The sequence below is a fragment of the Microbacterium sp. bgisy207 genome (assembly GCF_965345035.1).
GTDB lineage: Bacteria > Actinomycetota > Actinomycetes > Actinomycetales > Microbacteriaceae > Microbacterium.
The window spans coordinates 214,561-232,998 of record NZ_CBDRMG010000003.1; the positions used below are offsets into that span (position 1 = coordinate 214,561).

Here is an 18,438-nt window from a genome sequence, read left to right on the forward strand (position 1 = left end):
GGCCCTTTCGGAGAGGACCCCGCGCAGCGTCATCCGCGGGGTCCTCTCCGCCTCACCGGGTGCCAGCACGCTCTCCCAGGGCCGGGACTTCGTCGACCGGCGTCCGGTACGCGCGCAACCAGCACGCGGAGTGTGTCAGCCCACCTTGTGCAACCAGACCACGGTCGCGTCATCGCTGGCGTGACGGAACGGCTCGAGCTCGTCGTCCCACGCCGAGCCCAGAGCGACCTGAAGCTCACGCTGCATCTCTCGGATGTCGCGCACGCCGAGATCCATCGCGTACCGGATGCGGTCCTCCCCCACGACGACGTTGCCCGCGGCATCCGTCTGCGCATGATGGATGCCGAGATCAGGCGTGTGCATCCAGCGCGCACCGTCGGATGCCGCAGAGGGATCTTCGGTCACTTCGAAGCGCAGGTGCTCCCAGCCGTGCATGGCGGAGGTGATCGCCGCGCCGGTTCCGGCGGGGCCTGACCAGAAGTACTCGGCTCGACGCGCCCCAGGCAGCACGGGCTGGTCAACCCAGTCGAAACTCACCGCCCGCCCGAGCGCGCGTCCCACCGCCCACTCGAGGTGCGGGCACAACGCCCGTGGCGCGGAGTGAATCATCACCACACCGCGCGTCATTGATGTAGCCATATCGATCTCCGTTCTGAGGTGCGTCTTCCCCAACGACCTCAGGAGATCTGTGGCTGTTCTGTTGTCGCGCCCATTATCGCCCGCACGGCCGCGAATGACAAGCCTGTCATTCGCGCTGCACGCGGGATCAACGCCCGCCGCCGGGGGCTTTCCCGGGGGCGTCTCTGTCTGACAGGCTGATCCCGGGGGGCCACACACGCGACTCTCGATGCGCGGTCTTGTCGCTGCGCGCATCCGTCACAACGAAGGAGAAGTCCATGGAGGCAGCCGGACTCGTCGGCATTCTGATCATTGTCGGCATCGCCGTCGTCGCAGCCATCATCATCGCGCTGATCGGCTTGCTGCTGGCTAAGGCCTGGATCAAGGTCGCGCGCGCTGACGAGGCGCTCGTGATCTCGGGACGGAAACAGCGAGTGCAGTACACCGTGATGGATGCCGACGGCACGAGCCGGTCGGAGATGTCGGAATCGCCGGTGACGGTCATTGTCAACGGAAAGTCACTGGTCAATCCGATTACCCAGCGTCACGAGATCATCTCGCTGCGTTCTCGCCAGGTCTCGCTGAACGCGGAGGCGCAGTCGCTGGATAACGTCACGCTCAACGTGGACGGCGTCGCGATCGTCAAGATCGGCTCGGATCCGTTGTTCGTACGCCGAGCTGCCGAGCGCTTCGCCTCTCAGGACAAGGCCATCGAGCAGTTCACCACGGAGCAGCTCGAGGGCGCCCTTCGTGGCATCGTCGCGACCTTGTCGGTCGTGGAACTCATGCGGGAGCGCAAGAAGTTCTCCGACCAGATCGCTGTCGATGTCTCGCACGAGCTCGCTGAGCAGGGACTCATCCTCGATTCCTTCCAGATCAAGGGGATCACCGACGCGATGGGCTACATCCAGTCCCTCGGCGCGCCAGAGATCCAGGCGAAGCGTCAGGCCGCGGAGATCGCGCAGACGAACGCCGACCGCGCGATCAACCAGAAGATCATCGCCAACCAGGAAGCGAACCTGATCGAGCAGACGGCCCTCGACACCAACACCGCCAACGCGGACGCGGGGGTCGGCCGAGCTCGGGCTGAGGCGGAGCAAGCCGAGCAGCTCGCTCGCGCACAGGCCGAACAGGCCGTGCTGCAGCAGCAGGCCGAGAACCGGCAGGCCCAGCTGGATGCCGACGTCAAGCGTGTCGCCGACGCCCAACGCTACGAAGCCGAGACGCGAGCGCAGGCCGACCTCTACACGCGTGAGCGCGCAGCTGAAGCTGCCGCGATCGAGAAGGTCAAAGAAGCGGAGGCTCGCACCCGCATCGCCGAACAGCAGGCCGAGGCGGATCGCGCCCGCGCTGCCGGTGAGGCGGCTGCTGCCGAAGCGCGCGCAGCAGGTGAGGCCAGCGCGCTACGCGCGCTCGCGGATGCGGAGGCGACGGCACGTCGCCTCCGGGCAGAAGCCGAGGCCGATGCCATCCGCGCTGAGGGTCAGGCCCGTGCCGAGTCGATCGAGGCCGAGGCCGAGGCCATCGCCTCGAACCAGGAGGCGATTCTGTCGCAGCGCGTCCTGGATGTGCTGCCCTCGATCATGGCCGAGTTCGCGAAGGGGTACTCGGCGATCGGCAACGTCTCGATCGTCGGCGGCGGGTCCGGCGACGCCGGCGCGTCTCACGTCCTCGGCGCCGACAGCGCAACCGCCATGAAGTCGGTTTTCGACAGCGTGCAGGCGGCGACGGGGATCGACCTGGCCTCCATCATCCAGGGACAGGCAGTTGGGCGCGCGTTCGGGGCGGGCATGACGGATGCTGCTGCCTCCGAGCCTGCTCCTGCCGCCGCACCGCGGCGTGCCGCGAAGCCGGCGGGGTCTTCCTCGTAGGGCGGGTGGGACTTGTCCCTTTCGCCCCTCCGCGCCCCGCTCCGCGGGACCCGGAGCCTCCGGCGAACGGGGCCCACCCACCAGGCGCGTTCGCGACGACACCCCCACAACGAGGAAAACCCCACCCGAGGGCGGGGTCTTCCTCGTAGGGCGGGTGGGACTTGAACCCACGATCGTCGGGTTATGAGCCCGCTGCCTTGACCAGCTTGGCCACCGCCCCCTGGAGAATCAGCGTACCGGGAGTGGGCTCAGCGCGTGGTCGCCGGCCCGTCCGAAGGTGTGTCGTCGCTTGAGCTTCCGCGCGTGAAGGGCAACTCGAGACTGTCGCTGATGACCTGCGGATGGTTGCGCGCGAGGCTGATGACCCCATAGATCGCGAGGGCACCGGCCACACCGAATCCGATGAACGCCCACAGCGGCGCCGTCTCGGCCTCTTGCAACACGACGAGTCCGATCACGACGGCCACGATCGGGTCGATGACGGTCAGTCCCGCGATGACCAAGTCCGGCGGTCCCAGACTGTAAGCGGTCTGCACGAAGTACGCGCCGACGGCGACGGCGGCGATCAGCGCGACGACACACAGCAGCGTGAGCCAGTCGAAGTTCTGATCGCGGATGCGACTGAGCACGACTTTGGCCAGGGTCGCGACGAATCCGTAGAGCACTCCGGACGCGACGATGTAGAAGAGCGCCAGGCCATGCTTGCGCAGCACGACCCACAGGACGGCGAAGACGACGATCGTGACGGCGAGCAGGCCGAGAATGACCAGCAGCTGCGCCTGCGTCACCGGACGCTCGGTGGCAAAGAACGCCGCGATCGTCACGAATATGAAGATGCCTCCCACCGCCGCAACGATCGAGCGAATCGATTGTCGAGTCGGACGGTGCCCGCTGATGCGCGCATTCAGGAGCGTCGTGATCACGAGGGAGATCGCGCCCAGCGGCTGCACGAGGATCAGCGGAGCGACCGAGAGCGCAGCGAGCTGACATACGATCGCCAACCCGAGCATCACCGTGCCCGCAAGCCAGGAAGGACGACGCAGCAGATTCACCAGATGGTTGCGATCCAGGCCGTTGCCTCCGGAGCGCCCCGTGACTTTCTCAACCTTCTGGACACCCCGGTACTGGTACTGCGCACCGAAGGACATGAAGACCGCGCCGAGCAGCGCGAGCGGGATCCCTGCGAGGATCGCGGGGTCACGGAACGCCTCGGTGATCTGGTCGGTCACGTTTGCCGACACGGTCAGGAGGAGCACCTCTTGACCCTATCCCGGCGGCGGCCAGACGCCGTGTGTCTCAATAGGCTTGTCGCATGGCTGTTCTCCCGATCCGCATCATGGGCGATCCCGTCCTCCACGCCCCCGCCGCTACGGTGGACGAGATCACCGACGACATCCGCCGGCTGATCGACGACATGTTCGAGACGATGGATGCCGCACCTGGCGTGGGGCTGGCCGCACCCCAGGTCGGCGTCGGATTGCGGATCTTCACCTACAGCTACAGCGATGACGACGGCGCTCCGTGGCGAGGCGTGGTCATCAACCCTGAACTCTGGATCGCTCCCCTGGAGCCGGGTGAGCCCGATCCCGATGAGGAGTCGGAGGGCTGCCTGTCGTTCCCGGGTGAACGGTTCCCGCTGCGTCGCTCTGAGCGCGCCCGGGTGACCGGGATCGATCTCGACGGCCAGCCCGTCGGCATTGAGGTCGACGGGTGGCGCGCCCGTATCCTGCAGCACGAGTTCGACCACCTGAACGGCGTGCTGTACCTCGATCGCCTCGATGATCGCGATTGGCGGACCGCGCAGAAGATCGCCCGCAAGCAGGGCTGGGGCACGCCGGGTAACTCGTGGATGCCGGGAGTCGACGACCTCGACGCCTGACCGAAGGGCGGGTGAAGTTGAGTGGCTCCCCGGCTTGGACTCGAACCAAGAACCTATCGGTTAACAGCCGATTGCTCTGCCAATTGAGCTACCGAGGAATATGGCTGCCGCAGCGGGCAACCCCACTATCTTAGCAAAGCCGACGGGCTCTCAACGACGCAGGGTGGCATAGGGAGGTCGCGGGCGCGACACGCTCAGGACACGACGAAACGCCGGTCTGCCTCAGCGCTCGGCGTCCAGATGAGATCGTTCGTGCCATGCCCGAACGCGACGACGTGCCCACCTCGCAACACGAGGACGTTCGCGTCGAGTTCCTTGACCGCCTCGGGATCGTGCGTGGAGATCACGGCAGCCATACCGGTGTCATCACGGCGACGGGTGATCGCTTCGCGCGCCGCTTTGCGAACCTCGACGTCGAGATTCGCGAACGGCTCGTCGGCGACGAGGATCCGCGGATCGACGACGAGGGCACGAGCGAGCGCGACGCGCTGTCGCATTCCCGCGGACAGTTCGTAGGGGAATTTACCGGCAAGGCCCAGCGGCAGCATCAACTCGTCGAGCAGACCTGCGACTCGGATGGCAAGCGCCTTCTGGTTGACCCGTCGCTCCCTCGAGGTGATCGGCTCGGCGATCACCTCCGACACCGTAAGCCGGGAGGGCAGGTGCGCGCCCGCCGCTTGTGGCAGGTAGCCGGCGTAGTAGGTCAACTCGCGGATAGCCCGCCCCGGGCGTCGGACGGAGATCCCATCCACGAGAGCGTCTCCCCCGGTCACCGAGACACCATCGTGGGCACGACCGGCGAGCACGGACAGCAAGCTGGACTTTCCGGCGCCGGTCGGCCCCATGAGCGCCAAGACGGACCCGCGCGCGACGGTGAAGGTGATGCCATCGATGAGCTTGTCGGTTTCGCCGCGACCGGTGTGACTGATGGACAGGTCTGAGCACACGATCGCCGCTTCTGTGGCTCGGCGGCGAGGAGACATACCCTCATCCTGCCTTGCGCCGCCGCTGGGATCCAGTCTGGACCGCACGAATCAGCGTTCGATCTCGCCCGTCCAGCGTTGACGTTCGATATCGAGTTCACGCAGGTGGAGCCGTATCCGGCGTCCCTCGTCGGATTCCGGTGGCACCCGCTGCACTGCCCGAACGAGGTCCGCCTTCTCGGAATCGATGCCTCTCACGATGAGCCTGCGCATGAGATCGGATGCCGAGGCTGCAGCATCCGTCTCCCCCAGCGCAGGGAATGCCGCCATGAGCAGTTCCGATCCCAGTGCGCGGTAGGGCTCCCGAATCGTGTCCACGGCTGCCACCGCCCACCCGGCGCGGGTGTAGTCCGGCGCATCGACCACGGCGGCACGGACGGCGTCGAGCGCCGGATGCCGAAAGGGCGCGCCCAGGGCTCGACGCACGGTTGCGTCGTCTAGGCGGTGCCCGAACTGGAGCGCAGCCATCAGCGCATCGCGTTCGATGACGACGTCTCGGGTGCGCGGCAGAGACGCAATCGTCGGAACAAGCACCGGCGTCGCGACCGCGGGCGCACTCTCCCCCGGGGGCCGCTGAGGCGAACCTGGCGCCTCGTCTCGACCGCGACGCGGGCTCGAACCTCCCGCATCGCGGGATCTCGAGGCCCGTGAGACGGCGGCGCTCACTTCCTCGATGTCCAGGCCGATCCGCCGGGCGAGCACCCGCGTGTATCCGGGGCGCAGGGACGGGTCCCGGATGTCTGCCACGACCGGTGCCGCCGCACGAAGCGCGGCAGCACGCCCTTCGACGGTCGCGAGATCGTACTGCCCGAGACGCTGGTCGATGACGAACTCGAACATCGGCGATTTCGCCGACATGAGGGCACGGACCGCATCATCCCCACGAGCAAGCCGCAGGTCGCACGGATCCAGCCCGTCAGGAGCGACCGCAACGTACGTCTGCGCCGAGAAGCGCTTCTCGTCGGCGAACGCGCGAAGGGCCGCCTTCTGCCCGGCGGCATCCGGATCGAACGTGAACACAACCTCGCCACCGCTCGAGTCGTCACCCATCACACGCCTGAGCACAGTGATGTGCTCACTACCGAACGCCGTCCCGCAGGTGGCGATCGCCGTCGTGATCCCGGCCAGGTGACACGCCATCACGTCCGTGTAGCCCTCGACGACGACGACGCGGTGCTCCCGCGAGATGTCGCGCTTGGCGAGATCCAGACCGTACAGCACCTGCGACTTGCGATAGATCGGGGTCTCGGGAGTGTTCAGGTACTTGGGCCCCTGATCGTCCTCCAGGAGGCGCCGGGCACCGAACCCGACGACTTGGCTCGTGATATCACGGATCGGCCAGATGAGGCGGCCTCGGAACCGGTCATAGGTGCCGCGCTGCCCCTGGGAGAGCAGACCGGCCGCCGACAACTCCGCGATAGTGAAGCCCTGGGCCGTCAGGGCATCCGAGAGGTTCGACCACCCCTTCGGCGCGAAGCCCACTCCGAAGTGCGCGGCGGCGGCGGCATCGAATCCGCGTTCACCGAGGAATCGACGCCCGATGTCCGCTTCCGGGGTGGACAACTGCGCACGGAAGTACTCGGCTGCCGCAGCATTTGCCGCGTACAAGCGGCTCCGTCCGGAGTTCTCGGGAGCAGTTCCGCCCTCTTCATAGTGGAGGGTGTACCCGATTCTTCCCGCAAGACGTTCCACCGCCTCGGTGAAGCTCAGGTGATCCATCTTGCGCAGGAACGAGTACACGTCTCCCGACTCACCACAACCGAAACAGTGATAGAAGCCGACCTGCGGCCGGACATGGAAGCTCGGGCTGCGCTCATCGTGGAAGGGGCACAGTCCCTTGAGAGATCCGACGCCCGCGGACTTCAAGGCGACGCGTTCACCGATCACGTCGGCGATGTTGGTTCTCGCCTTCACCTCGTCGATGTCGGCCTGAGCAATCCGTCCTGCCATACGGTCCCTACCGAGTCCGGGTCGACGCGCCCGGTGTCCAGATGCCGAGAGAGGCGGCATCCACCTCGCCCACCAGCCGTCCGTGCCACGATATGGCGTGCTGATCGGTGAGGCTGGCGACCTGATCGACAACGGTTCGCCGCCGCTCGCGATCACTGAGGGCCCGGTCGAAGTCCTCGCGGTGGACGGCATCGAGCTCGTGAGGGTTCTCCCACAGTGCGGTCGCCAAACGCTTCAGCAGGCGTCGCTGCTCCTTGTAGAGCGCCTTTCGCCCGTCGATGCTCACCACCACAGCACCAATGATGCCCTTGAGCACCCCCATCTCGGCTTCGATGACCCGCGGAACGACCACGTGAGCGTGGAAGCGCGTGAGTTCGGGGCCGCCGGCGGCGTCGCGAGTGGCTGTCACCGCGGCACGCGCGAAGCGCCCGATGAGGTCGCTCGTGAGGTTCTTGAGTCTCGCAAGGTCGGAACGGGTGCCCGAGAATGTCGTCACCCACTCGGGCATCCGCATCAACCGGAACAGGGCATCCTCGAGTTCGTCCCGAGCGAAGTCGTACCCCACCCATGTCTGGATGGCGTGAATGAGAGCGGAGTGCTCCGCGGAATCAGCCAGTCGAGCGGGATCCAGATAGCCGTTGACGATCGCGTCCTCGAAGTCGTGCACCGAGTACGCGATGTCGTCGGAGAGGTCCATGACCTCCGCCTCGATGCAGCGGACGCGCCCGGGAGCACCCTCGCGCATCCACGCGAAAACCGCCTCGTCCTCCTCGTACACGCCGTACTTGAGTCGCCCCCCCGGATCCGGAAGCGGATGCTCCGAGGTCCACGGATACTTGCACGTCGCATCGAGGCTCGCCCGTGTGAGGTTCAGGCCGTGGCTCCGACCGGTCGCATCGATGACCTTGGGTTCCAGGCGAGACAGGATGCGCAGGGTCTGCGCGTTGCCCTCGAACCCGCCGATGTCCTCAGCCCAGTCGTTGAGCGCACGCTCTCCGTTGTGACCGAACGGAGGGTGGCCGAGGTCGTGGCTCAGACACGCGGTATCGACGACATCGGGGGCGAGCTGCAGTGCCGAGGCGAGTTCGCGGCCTACCTGGGCTACCTCCAGCGAATGGGTCAAGCGGTTTCGCGCGAAGTCGGCGGGGCTCGCCGGGCTCAGGACCTGAGTCTTCGCCGCGAGCCGGCGCAGCGCCGCCGAATGCAGCACCCGCGCACGGTCGCGCGCGAAACCGTCCCGCTGCGACCGATGCCGTTCTGCGTAGAAGCGCTCGGCATCCGCATCCGTATAGCCCGGGTGCACCGGCCGCTCGCGGTCAGCCACCGCTGTGGTCCAACTCGGCGTCCGCGAGGGCGTCGGACTCGACGCCGTCGAGCTCCGTGGACTCAAGCCATCTGTCGGGAAGCGCCGGCCGTTTCGGGCTGCCCGCGCGCCCACGCTGTCCTTCCGCGGCACGGCCCGGGTACGGCGCATCGAGATCCAGCTCCTCGAGAAGGCCATCGATCTCGTGAATCGTTGACACCGTCGCCAGCCGCGCCCGAAGGTCGCCCCCTACCGGGTAGCCCTTGAAATACCAGGCGACGTGCTTGCGGATGTCACGGCATCCGCGTCCCTCGTCCTCGAAGAATTCGACCAGGAGTTCAGCATGGCGGCGGAAGGCGCGGGCGACGAAACCGAGCGTCGCGTCGACGGGTGGAGATGCCTCGACGTCGAAGGCGCGCGCCAACTCTCCGAACAGCCAGGGTCGCCCGAGACACCCGCGGCCGACCACGACGCCGTCGCAGCCGGTTTCGGCCATCATCCGGACGGCATCGTCGGCAGCCCAGATATCCCCGTTCCCGAGCACAGGGACCGATGTCACGTGCTGCTTGAGCCGCGCGATCGCCTCCCAATCAGCCTCGCCGGAATAGAACTGAGCGGCCGTGCGGGCGTGGAGCGCGACAGCGGCGACCCCCGCATCCTCGGCGATTCGTCCCGCATCGAGGTAGGTCAGATGGTCGTCATCGATGCCTTTGCGCATCTTGACGGTGACCGGAATGGGGCCCGCGGCGGCGACCGCTCTGGTCACGATCTCGCGGAAGAGCCCGAGCTTCCAGGGGAGCGCCGCCCCGCCGCCTTTCCGGGTGACCTTGGGCACGGGGCATCCGAAGTTCATGTCGATGTGGTCGGCGCGGTCTTCCTCGACGAGAACCCGCACCGCGGCCTCGACGGTGCCCGGATCCACTCCGTACAACTGAATGGACCTCGGTGTCTCTGACTCGTGATGCGTGATGAGCCGCATGGTCGTCTCGTTTCGCTCCACGAGAGCGCGAGAGGTGATCATCTCGCTCACGTACAGCCCGGCACCGTACTCGCGACACAGGCGGCGAAACGCCGTGTTGGTGATTCCCGCCATGGGCGCCAACACCACGGGGGCATCTACCGTGATCGGTCCGATGCGCAGCGGCGCAGCGGACGTGGTGTGGAGGGCGGATGGCATCCTCCCATTGTCCCAGACCTCAACGGCACTGAACCGCTCCGGTGGTCAGGCGCGCCGCTAGCCTGAGGAGTATGACCGACGTGCAACAGGAGTCTCTCCGCGATATTCCTTTCACCACCGCAGACGGCGGTACCGCAACGCTGTCCGATTACGGCGACGGGGTCGTCATGGTCGTCAACGTCGCCTCCAAGTGCGGACTCACTCCACAGTATGAACAGCTCGAGCAGTTGCAGAAGACGTACGGTGATCGCGGGTTCACCGTCATCGGGTTCCCCTGCAACCAGTTCATGGGCCAGGAGCCGGGGACGATGGAAGAGATCCTCGACTACTGCGCAACGACCTGGGGCGTGTCGTTCCCGATCGCCGAAAAGGTCAAGGTCAACGGCTCGCACGCAGCGCCGCTCTACAAAGCGCTGAAGCGGGCGCCGGATGCCGAGGGCAAGCGCGGTCCGGTGCTGTGGAACTTCGAGAAGTTCGTGCTGACGCCGGACGGGGTCGTCCACCGCTTCCGACCCACGACCAAGCCCGACGATCCGGCCATCATCCGGGTCATCGAAGACGCGCTCACTCCCAGGTCCTGACCCGCGGGAGGTGCGGGGTCAGTCCGGGGCTGCGCCGACGAAGCGGCGCGCGAGCAGCGCTGCGATGAAGAGGAACACCGCGCCGGCGAATGTCCCCGCGCCGTTCCACGCGGGCTGAAGCGCGTCATTCGACGGAGGTATGACGGAGGTACGCACGGCCGAGAACACGAACGCGACGGAGCCGATGAACGTGAACGTGGTTCCGTGCCAGGTGCGCGCCAGCGGGTCCCACAGCTGGTGCCGACGCGCCGCGGCGAACAGCGCGAGTACCGACGACAGGAGAAAAGCGAGCGACCCCCACACGTCGGGACTCCAGCCCGCCAGATCCGAACCCGACGCGGTTGTCGCGGTGATCAGTGCGGCGACGGTGCTGAGGGTGAACAGGATCGTGCCGACCAACCGGATGACCGCCGCCCACCAGTCCGCAGCGTCCGCAGCGTGGCCACGGGTCGTCGGTGGTCGTCGTCCGCTCAACGCGAGCTCGGTCACGCTTCCCACCATGAAAAAGGCCGAACCCGCGACGAATGTCGCAGCACCCCACACTGGGCCGACCGCGCCCGCGTATGCCGGCAGCGCTCCGACGGCAAACAGCGCGGAGCCGATGAGGAACCCGGTCGATTCTCGTCGAAGGCGGCGTTGCCGACGCGTGCCCCAGATCGAGGCCAGACCGCGCTCGACCCGCGTGCGAGGACCGGTCGGAGCCGCCCTACCCTGTTCCTCAGTGATGGAAGCTGCCTGCCTCTTCCTCGGTCATGGGCACGGAAACCGGGTGTTTGTCGAAGTGCGCGATCGCGTCGCGGTAGTCATCCATCAGCAGCGACGCCTCGTCGCGGCTGAAACCCGCGCGGACGAGAATGCGCTGGACGGCCATGTCCTCACGGTGCGCGGGCATCGTGTAGGCGGGAACCTGCCATCCGCGGGTGCGCAGGCGGTCGGCCAGATCGAAGAGCGTGAACGCGTGGTCGCCCTCTGCGAGTTTCCACGAGACGGCCGGGATACCCTTCTCGGGGCTGCCGTCATTGATGATCTCGAAGTGCCCGAGCTTCGCGATTTCGTCGGCGAGGTACATCGCCGTGTCGTAGCAGGACTGCTGCACGCGGCGGTAGCCTTCTCGGCCCAGACGGACGAAGTTGTAGTACTGCGCGATGATCTGGCCACCGGGGCGTGAGAAGTTCAGGGCGAACGTCGGCATGTTGCCGCCGAGATAGTTGACCTCGAAGATGAGGTCCTTCGGAAGATCGCCGGCATCGCGCCAGACGATCCAGCCCACGCCGAGCGGTGCGAGGCCGAACTTGTGACCCGACGCGTTGATCGACTTCACCCGGGGTAGCCGGAAGTCCCACACGATGTCGGGAGCAGTGAACGGAGCGAGGAATCCACCACTGGCTCCGTCGACGTGAATCGGGATGTCGAGGCCGGTGCGCTCCTGCAGGTCGTCGAGCGCGGCGCTCACCGCTTGGACCGGCTCGAACTGTCCCGTGAAGGTGACCCCGAGGGTGGGCACGACCCCGATCGTGTTCTCGTCGACGCGGGCGATCACCTCGTCGGCGGTCATGATGAGCCGCTCCCCCGCCATGGGGATCTCACGCAGTTCGACGTCCCAGTACCGCGCGAACTTATGCCAGCACACCTGAACCGGACCGCAGATCAGGTTGGGCCGGTCGGTGGGCAGCCCTGCCGCGCGGCGACGCTCGCGCCACTTCCACAGGAGCGCCATCCCGCCGAGCATCGCCGCCTCGCTGGAACCTGTCGTCGAGGTGCCCAGGGTGTCGGCTGCCTCCGGTGAGTTCCACAGGTCGGCCAGGATATGCACGCACCGGGCCTCGATCGCCGCCGTCTGCGGGTACTCGTCCTTGTCGATCATGTTCTTGTCGAGGGTCTCGACCATGAGTTGACGGACCTCGGGCTCGAGCCAGGTCTGGCAGAAGGTCGCGAGGTTCTGGCGCGAGTTCCCGTCGAGCATGAGCTCGTCCGAGACGACCTGATACGCGTGCCGTGCCAGCTGCTCGGAGTCGGGCATCCGGTACTTCGGCAACGACGTCGCCAGCTCGCCCGAGGCGAACACCTCGTCGAACAGCTCTTCTCGAATGGTGTCGCGGCTGTGCAGCATGTCTCAGTCCCCTCGGGTCGTTATGTCGAGTCTGTCAGTGACCGGTGGCGGTTCGCATCGGTCAGAACGCGCGATGGGTCCGCACGCTCACTCGTCCTCGGGATCGTGGACGTGCGAGACCTCGGGATGCACCTTCCACGAGGGCTTGCGCATCGCGTAGAGCACGAACGGCCAGATCCCCAGGACCACGATGCCGCCGACCAGGAAGGCGACGTATCCGATGGGCCCGACCGAACTGCTCGAGGGCTCGACGAACCCGATGAGGAACGCGGCGGCGCTGGCCGCGAATCCGACCCACCCGACGACGGGAAGCCAGGGAACCCGGAATCCGCGCGGCACGTCGGCGTGAGTGCGGCGCAGCCTCATCGCCGCGAGGAACATCACCATGTACATGATCAGGTAGAGCTGCACGGCCATCGCGGAGAAGATCCAGAAGACGCTCTGCACAGACGGGACGACGGCGAACACGATCGCCAGGATCGTGACGATCACGCCCTGGACCAGCATGATCGGCGCCTGCATCCCGTAGCGGTTGGTTCCCTGCAGCGCGGGCGGCAGGTAGCCCTGCCGTCCCACCAGAAGCAGCCCCTTGCTCGGTCCGGGGATCCAGGTGACGACAGAGGCGAGGATGCCGAAGACGATCAGCAGGGACATCACGAGGGTCAGCCACGGAACCCCGAGTTGCTGGAAGAAGACGTCGAAGGCCTGTAGCACGCCCTGCGTGAGATTGATCTTGTCCGCCGGCACTCCCACCGAGATCGCCAAGGTGGGGAGGATGAACACCACGAGGATGATGATCGAGGCCAGCACGATCGCACGCGGGAAATTGCGGCGCGGCTTGTCCATCTCGTTGACGTGCACCGCGTTCATCTCCATTCCGGCGTAAGCCAGGAAGTTGCTGACGATCAGCACGATGCTCGCGAATCCGGTCCACGTCGGAAACCACTGCGCCTCGGCTACCGGCGCCAGGCTGGAGGCGCCACCTCCCGACAGGAACAGCACGGCGAACACGACCAGGGCAAGCGAGGGCACGACGGTTCCGGCGAGGAATCCGACCGTGCTGACGGACGCGAAGGCCTTGACCCCCCGGAACGCGATGAACGTCGACGCCCAATACACGACGAGAATCACCAGTCCGGTGAACAGTCCGTTGTTGGCCAGAGCGGGGTTGAAGACGTAGGCCAGCGCGGTCGCGAAGAAAGCCAGTTGCGCGGGGTACCACACGACGTTCTGGATCCACTGCTGCCAGACGGCGCTGAAGCCCATCCTGTCTCCGAAGGCCTCCTTGACCCAGACGAAGACGCCGCCCTTCCATCCGCTCGCAAGTTCGGCGGCCACCAACGCAACGGGGATCATGAACACGATCGCCGGCAGCACGTAGAGAAAGATCGACGCCCATCCGTAGACAGCCATGGCCGGCAGACCGCGCACGCTCGCCACCGCGGTGGCGATCAGGATGGCCATGGTCGTCCAGGTCATCCCGGTGGCCACGACCATCTTCGTCGGTTCCTGTCGCGTCGTCTCGCCCACGCTGGCTCCCCCGCTCGGTGCATCCGGCGCCATGCCGGGCACATGCCGGTCTACTCCTGCCAGCCACCACGCCCCCAGGGACCTTCGTCCTGCGCCTCGCCGGAACTGATGGCGGCTCACGGCGCAGTCGCACGAGATCAGGCGGTCGGCGCGCCCGGAGTGTCCACCGCCCCACCGAAGCGGCGGTCACGGCGGAGGTAGAGATCGATGGCACGCCAGAGGTCTGTCCGGGAGAAGTCGGGCCAGAGGGTGTCGAGGAAGACGTACTCGGCGTACGCCGACTCCCAGAGCAGGAAGTTGGAGGTACGCTGCTCGCCGCTGGAGCGAACGAAGAGATCGACATCCGGCATGTCGGGCTGATAGAGCCGCCGGGCGATGAGCTTTTCGCTTACCGCCGACGGGCGCAGCCGACCGGCCGCGACGTCGTCCGCGATCGATCGGACGGCATCGACGAGCTCGATTCGTCCCCCGTAGTTGACGCACATCGTCAGAGTGAGCACGCCATTGGCTGCGGTGAGTTCTTCTGCGAACTGCAGTTCCTTGATGACGCTCGACCAGAGGCGGGGTTTGCGGCCCGCCCAGCGAACCCGGACGCCCCACTCGTTCAGCTGGTCACGGCGGCGATGCAAGACGTCGCGGTTGAACCCCATGAGGAATCGCACCTCGTCGGGTGAACGTGACCAGTTCTCCGTTGAGAAGGCATATACGGACAGGTGTTTGACGCCGGCCTGGATCGCGCCGGCGACAACATCCAGGAGTGCCGCCTCGCCTGCCTTGTGGCCCTCGACGCGGGTGAGCCCCTGGCGGTTTGCCCACCGGCCGTTGCCGTCCATCACGATCGCGACGTGATTCGGGACCGAGCCTTTGGGGAAGTCGGGGGGATAGATGCCCGTCCAGTCGATCGGCCGATAGGGAACGGCGTCCCGGTGCGTGTAGGGCTTCGGGCTCATGGCGCAGGCTCCAGGTTGGGTGCGGGCAGCACCACCGTTCCGAGGTGGTCCAAGGAACGGATGCCGCGCTCAAGATGCCACTGGGTGTAGGCCGCGATCAGGCCGGATGCCGCGCCTCCCGCCGCCGCCGACGCCGCGTCGACGACTCCCCACTCCCCCGCCATGAGCGCGCGCAACACGGCGAGCGTCTCGGCGTCCACGCGTGCCGATCCTGCGGGGGCGCAATCTCGACAGACCATGCCGCCGAGCTGAGCGACGAACGAGGGATGCTCGCCAACCCGGCCGCAGCGCGCACAGGCGTCGAGGCCGGGAGCCCACCCCGACAGCGCCATGACTCGCAGGAGATAGGAGTCCAGGATGCTGCGCGACGCGTGATCCCCGCGCGCAAGCGCACGCAATCCTCCCAGCAGCAGCAGATACTGCGACGTGGTGGCCTCCGACTCGCCCAAACGATCCGCGGCCTCGACCATGGCGTGCGCAGCCGTGTATCGGTCGTAGTGCAAGGCGATGTCCGCCCCGTAGGAGCCGAGGCTGTCTGCCTGTTGCACGATGTCCAAGGAACGCCCCTGATACAGGAGGACGTCAGCGACCATGAACGGTTCGAGCCGGGCACCGAAGCGGGAGGACGTGCGACGGACTCCTTTGGCCACCGCGCGGACCTTGCCGTGGCGGCGGCTCAGGAGGGTGACGATGCGATCCGCTTCACCCAGCTTGTGGGTGCGCAAGACCACGACCTCGTCGCGATAGGTGGGCACTCATCGATTATCCCGGCATCGAGCGACAATGGACGGGTGAACGAGCCGCTCTTCGTCATCCCGCTGTGGGCTGATCTGTCCGCCGTGGCGCTGGGCGGCCTGCAGGGCGCGCTGTTCGCATCCGGATTCCGCGGCCAGAGGCGACTCGATCTGCTCGGCGTCGCGATCATCGGAATCGTCATGGGCATGGGGGGCGGGCTCATCCGCGACCTGCTCCTGGTCGTGACTCCCACGACCCTGCAGTCGAACTGGTACCTGCTCACAGCGGTCGCGGCCGCGCTGCTGGGGATGCTGCTCGCAACGGTGCTGGAGCGGGTGAGCTGGCTCATCGTGGGGCTCGACGCGCTCGTCATCGGGCTATTCGGTGCTTTCGGCACCAGCAAGGCGCTCTATCTCGGGCTGCCCGAGGTGCCGGCGATCTTCGTGGGTGTCGCGGCCGCGGTCGGTGGCGGCATCCTGCGCGATGTGCTGATGGGCCTGCCCGTCGCGATCATGCACGTCGGGTCCCTGTACGCGGTCGCAGCAGGCGCTGGATGCGTCGTCCTCACCGTCTCGTTCTCGCTCGGGGCGCCGCTGGCTGCCGCCGCGATCATTGCGGTCGCCGTGACGACAGTCATCCGGCTTCTGGCCGTCGTCTTCGATATCTCGCTTCCCGAGCAACGCGCGCTCTACCGGCGAAAGGTCGCCGTCGAGACCTCGGCAATCACCGTCATCGGCGGCGCCCGAGTAACTGAGGACGACGGCGCGGGAGCCGCCGGATGACCGGCGACCCCCGCCTGCGCTGCTGTCGTCAGACGACCGCAAGCGCTCCGGATTCTTCGCGAACGCGAATGGCGCGGTTGACGCCCGAGACGATGGCTTTCAGCGACGCCGTCGAGATGTCACCGTCGATGCCCACGCCCCACAGGCGCTCGCCCTCGACCTGCAGTTCGACGTAGGCGGCTGCTTGGGCGTCACCGCCGGCGCTGAGGGCGTGCTCGACGTAGTCGTACACCGTGACCTCAAACCCCTGCTCGCGCAGCACCTCGAGGAACGCGGCGACCGGGCCGTTGCCGTTCCCGCGCGCGGAGATCTCGCTGTCGCCGTCGCGCAGCCGCACGTCCAGGGTGACATCGCCGGTCATATCGCTCTCGGTGCGGGTGGAGAGCAACTCGAAACGGCCCCAGCGCTCGTCGGCGACGGCGCTCGGCAGGTACTCGTCGGTGAAGATCGACCAGATCTGGTCGCTCGTGACCTCGCCGCCCTCGGCATCCGTCTTGGCCTGCACGACGCCCGAGAACTCGATCTGCAGCCGACGCGGCAGATCCAGCGCGTGGTCGGTCTTCAGCAGGTAGGCGACGCCACCCTTCCCGGACTGCGAGTTGACGCGGATGACAGCCTCGTAGGAGCGACCGAGATCCTTGGGATCGATCGGCAGGTACGGGACAGCCCACACCAGCTCGTCCACAGGTACGCCGCGCGCGTCGGCGGCGGCAGCCATCGACTCGAAGCCCTTCTTGATCGCATCCTGGTGGGAACCGCTGAAGGCGGTGAACACGAGATCGCCCGCCCACGGGCTGCGCTCGTGAACCGGCAGCTGGTTGCAGTACTCGACAGTGCGCTTGACGTGGTCGATGTCGCTGAAGTCGATCTGGGGGTCGACTCCCTGCGTCAGCAGGTTGATGCCCAGTGCGACCAGGTCGACGTTGCCGGTGCGCTCGCCGTTGCCGAACAGGCACCCTTCGATGCGATCGGCGCCCGCCATGTACCCGAGCTCGGCGGCGGCGATCGCGGTGCCGCGGTCGTTGTGCGGGTGCAGCGAAATGATGACGTTCTCGCGGTGGTTGAGGTGGCGGCTCATCCATTCGATCGAGTCCGCGTAGACGTTGGGGGTTGCCATCTCGACCGTCGCGGGCAGGTTGATGATCACCTTGCGCTCGGGCGTGGGCTCGAAGACCTCGAGGACCTGGTTGCACACATCGACGGCGAACTCGAGTTCGGTACCGGTGTAACTCTCGGGCGAGTACTCGTAGAACACCTCGGTGCCGGGGACCGTCGCCTCGAACTTCTTGCACAGGCGCGCGCCCTCGAGGGCGATGTCGATGATGCCCTGCTTGTCGGTGCGGAACACGACGTCGCGCTGCAGGATGCTCGTGGAGTTGTACAGGTGCACGATCGCCCGCTTCGCGCCGCGGATCGACTCGTACGTGCGCTCGATGAGGTGTTCACGCGCCTGGGTCAGCACCTGGATGGTGACATCGTCGGGGATGACATCGTCTTCGATCAGATGGCGCACGAAGTCGAAGTCGGTCTGGCTCGCGGAGGGGAAGCCGACCTCGATCTCCTTGTAGCCCATCTTGACGAGCAGATCGAACATGATCCGCTTGCGCTCGGGGCTCATCGGGTCGATGAGGGCCTGGTTCCCATCACGCAGATCGACAGCGCACCACCGCGGCGCCTGCGTGATCGTCGCGTCGGGCCACGTGCGGTCGGGGACCGAGACGCGGATCTGCTCGTGATACGGCACGTACTTGTGCGTCGGCATCCCCGACGGCTGCTGGGTGTTCTTCATGGTGTCGCTTCTTCCTGGCTCTGTCTTCTGGCTCGAGGTGAACGGGCCGACACGAAGCTCCGCGACGAGGAAGGCCCTAGATGGCCCCGCCGCGGCAGCTAAGAAGAAGCGAGAGTGCACGCATACCACGATGCTACCAGGAATTGGCGCAGTCGCCCTGAGACGATCTCTTGCACCCGG

Annotated in this window: 16 protein-coding genes and 2 tRNA genes; 4 read left to right on the forward strand and 14 right to left on the reverse strand. The window is 66.6% G+C overall.

Annotation, left to right across the window (positions count from 1 at the left end):
* Positions 1 to 135 precede the first annotated feature (135 nt).
* Entirely contained in the window at positions 136 to 639 is a 504-nt protein-coding gene (locus tag ACSGC5_RS04155) for a DUF3145 domain-containing protein (RefSeq protein WP_434969343.1), read from the reverse strand.
* 257 nt (positions 640 to 896) lie between these two features.
* On the opposite strand from ACSGC5_RS04155, the gene ACSGC5_RS04160 reads away from it, so the two are divergent.
* Complete coding sequence (locus tag ACSGC5_RS04160) at positions 897 to 2,489, forward strand: SPFH domain-containing protein (RefSeq protein ID WP_434969344.1); 1,593 nt, start codon at positions 897 to 899, stop codon at positions 2,487 to 2,489.
* A gap of 146 nt (positions 2,490 to 2,635) precedes the next feature.
* On the opposite strand, the gene ACSGC5_RS04165 is transcribed toward ACSGC5_RS04160, so the two are convergent.
* Together ACSGC5_RS04165 and ACSGC5_RS04170 are read right to left on the reverse strand one after the other, a co-directional pair.
* Positions 2,636 to 2,709, reverse strand: a tRNA-Ile gene (locus ACSGC5_RS04165).
* Between the two features lie 28 nt (positions 2,710 to 2,737).
* Positions 2,738 to 3,745, reverse strand: a complete 1,008-nt coding sequence (locus ACSGC5_RS04170) for a DMT family transporter (RefSeq protein WP_434969345.1) — start codon at positions 3,743 to 3,745, stop codon at positions 2,738 to 2,740.
* Between the two features lie 56 nt (positions 3,746 to 3,801).
* On the opposite strand from ACSGC5_RS04170, the gene def reads away from it, so the two are divergent.
* On the forward strand, positions 3,802 to 4,368 hold the full coding sequence (gene def, locus ACSGC5_RS04175) for a peptide deformylase (protein ID WP_434969346.1): 567 nt from the start codon (positions 3,802 to 3,804) through the stop codon (positions 4,366 to 4,368).
* A gap of 22 nt (positions 4,369 to 4,390) precedes the next feature.
* Here def and ACSGC5_RS04180 read toward each other — a convergent pair.
* The 5 genes from ACSGC5_RS04180 to dusB form a co-directional block, all read right to left on the reverse strand.
* Positions 4,391 to 4,466: transfer RNA gene (locus tag ACSGC5_RS04180), tRNA-Asn, on the reverse strand.
* A gap of 96 nt (positions 4,467 to 4,562) precedes the next feature.
* On the reverse strand, positions 4,563 to 5,351 hold the full coding sequence (locus ACSGC5_RS04185) for an ATP-binding cassette domain-containing protein (RefSeq protein ID WP_434969348.1): 789 nt from the start codon (positions 5,349 to 5,351) through the stop codon (positions 4,563 to 4,565).
* Between the two features lie 51 nt (positions 5,352 to 5,402).
* Complete coding sequence (dnaG, locus tag ACSGC5_RS04190) at positions 5,403 to 7,301, reverse strand: DNA primase (protein WP_434969350.1); 1,899 nt, start codon at positions 7,299 to 7,301, stop codon at positions 5,403 to 5,405.
* Positions 7,302 to 7,308: 7 nt separating this feature from the next.
* Positions 7,309 to 8,625 carry a deoxyguanosinetriphosphate triphosphohydrolase gene (locus tag ACSGC5_RS04195; protein ID WP_434969351.1) on the reverse strand — a complete coding sequence of 439 codons (1,317 nt, stop codon included), beginning with the start codon at positions 8,623 to 8,625 and terminating at the stop codon, positions 7,309 to 7,311.
* The gene (gene dusB, locus ACSGC5_RS04200) at positions 8,618 to 9,781 is read right to left on the reverse strand and encodes a tRNA dihydrouridine synthase DusB (protein ID WP_434969352.1); all 1,164 of its coding nucleotides are present in this window, start codon (positions 9,779 to 9,781) and stop codon (positions 8,618 to 8,620) included. The genes ACSGC5_RS04195 and dusB overlap by 8 nt, the downstream gene beginning before the upstream one ends.
* Before the next feature lie 71 nt (positions 9,782 to 9,852).
* On the opposite strand from dusB, the gene ACSGC5_RS04205 reads away from it, so the two are divergent.
* A complete protein-coding gene (locus ACSGC5_RS04205) occupies positions 9,853 to 10,362 on the forward strand; it encodes a glutathione peroxidase (RefSeq protein WP_434969353.1) in 510 nt (169 codons plus the stop codon).
* Positions 10,363 to 10,380: 18 nt separating this feature from the next.
* Here ACSGC5_RS04205 and ACSGC5_RS04210 read toward each other — a convergent pair whose 3' ends face one another.
* The 5 genes from ACSGC5_RS04210 to recO all read right to left on the reverse strand — a co-directional run bounded on the left by ACSGC5_RS04210 (position 10,381) and on the right by recO (position 15,707).
* Positions 10,381 to 10,851, reverse strand: coding sequence for a hypothetical protein (locus ACSGC5_RS04210; protein WP_434969354.1), 471 nt, complete (start codon positions 10,849 to 10,851; stop codon positions 10,381 to 10,383).
* Between the two features lie 229 nt (positions 10,852 to 11,080).
* On the reverse strand, positions 11,081 to 12,472 hold the full coding sequence (locus tag ACSGC5_RS04215; protein ID WP_434969355.1) for a glutamate decarboxylase: 1,392 nt from the start codon (positions 12,470 to 12,472) through the stop codon (positions 11,081 to 11,083).
* Between the two features lie 87 nt (positions 12,473 to 12,559).
* Positions 12,560 to 14,002 (reverse strand): APC family permease, encoded by a 1,443-nt coding sequence (locus ACSGC5_RS04220; RefSeq protein WP_434969356.1) that lies wholly within the window; start codon positions 14,000 to 14,002, stop codon positions 12,560 to 12,562.
* A gap of 137 nt (positions 14,003 to 14,139) precedes the next feature.
* Entirely contained in the window at positions 14,140 to 14,952 is an 813-nt protein-coding gene (locus ACSGC5_RS04225; RefSeq protein ID WP_434969357.1) for an isoprenyl transferase, read from the reverse strand.
* A complete protein-coding gene (recO, locus tag ACSGC5_RS04230) occupies positions 14,949 to 15,707 on the reverse strand; it encodes a DNA repair protein RecO (RefSeq protein ID WP_434969359.1) in 759 nt (252 codons plus the stop codon). The genes ACSGC5_RS04225 and recO overlap by 4 nt, the downstream gene beginning before the upstream one ends.
* Before the next feature lie 36 nt (positions 15,708 to 15,743).
* Here recO and ACSGC5_RS04235 point away from each other — a divergent pair, with 36 nt between their 5' ends.
* Positions 15,744 to 16,469, forward strand: a complete 726-nt coding sequence (locus tag ACSGC5_RS04235; protein WP_434969360.1) for a trimeric intracellular cation channel family protein — start codon at positions 15,744 to 15,746, stop codon at positions 16,467 to 16,469.
* A gap of 28 nt (positions 16,470 to 16,497) precedes the next feature.
* Here ACSGC5_RS04235 and leuA read toward each other — a convergent pair whose 3' ends face one another.
* Complete coding sequence (leuA, locus tag ACSGC5_RS04240; RefSeq protein ID WP_434969361.1) at positions 16,498 to 18,258, reverse strand: 2-isopropylmalate synthase; 1,761 nt, start codon at positions 18,256 to 18,258, stop codon at positions 16,498 to 16,500.
* Positions 18,259 to 18,438: the final 180 nt, after the last annotated feature.

What these genes read in the sequence shown, in the direction of transcription:
- dnaG (WP_434969350.1), bottom strand. Translation starts at nt 7,301, where the DNA reads ATGGCAGGACGGATTGCTCAGGCCGACATCGACGAGGTGAAGGCGAGA.
- def (WP_434969346.1), top strand. Translation starts at nt 3,802, where the DNA reads ATGGCTGTTCTCCCGATCCGCATCATGGGCGATCCCGTCCTCCACGCC.
- ACSGC5_RS04225 (WP_434969357.1), bottom strand. Translation starts at nt 14,952, where the DNA reads ATGAGCCCGAAGCCCTACACGCACCGGGACGCCGTTCCCTATCGGCCG.
- ACSGC5_RS04155 (WP_434969343.1), bottom strand. Translation starts at nt 639, where the DNA reads ATGGCTACATCAATGACGCGCGGTGTGGTGATGATTCACTCCGCGCCA.
- leuA (WP_434969361.1), bottom strand. Translation starts at nt 18,258, where the DNA reads ATGAAGAACACCCAGCAGCCGTCGGGGATGCCGACGCACAAGTACGTG.
- ACSGC5_RS04185 (WP_434969348.1), bottom strand. Translation starts at nt 5,351, where the DNA reads ATGTCTCCTCGCCGCCGAGCCACAGAAGCGGCGATCGTGTGCTCAGAC.
- ACSGC5_RS04215 (WP_434969355.1), bottom strand. Translation starts at nt 12,472, where the DNA reads ATGCTGCACAGCCGCGACACCATTCGAGAAGAGCTGTTCGACGAGGTG.
- ACSGC5_RS04205 (WP_434969353.1), top strand. Translation starts at nt 9,853, where the DNA reads ATGACCGACGTGCAACAGGAGTCTCTCCGCGATATTCCTTTCACCACC.
- dusB (WP_434969352.1), bottom strand. Translation starts at nt 9,781, where the DNA reads ATGCCATCCGCCCTCCACACCACGTCCGCTGCGCCGCTGCGCATCGGA.
- ACSGC5_RS04160 (WP_434969344.1), top strand. Translation starts at nt 897, where the DNA reads ATGGAGGCAGCCGGACTCGTCGGCATTCTGATCATTGTCGGCATCGCC.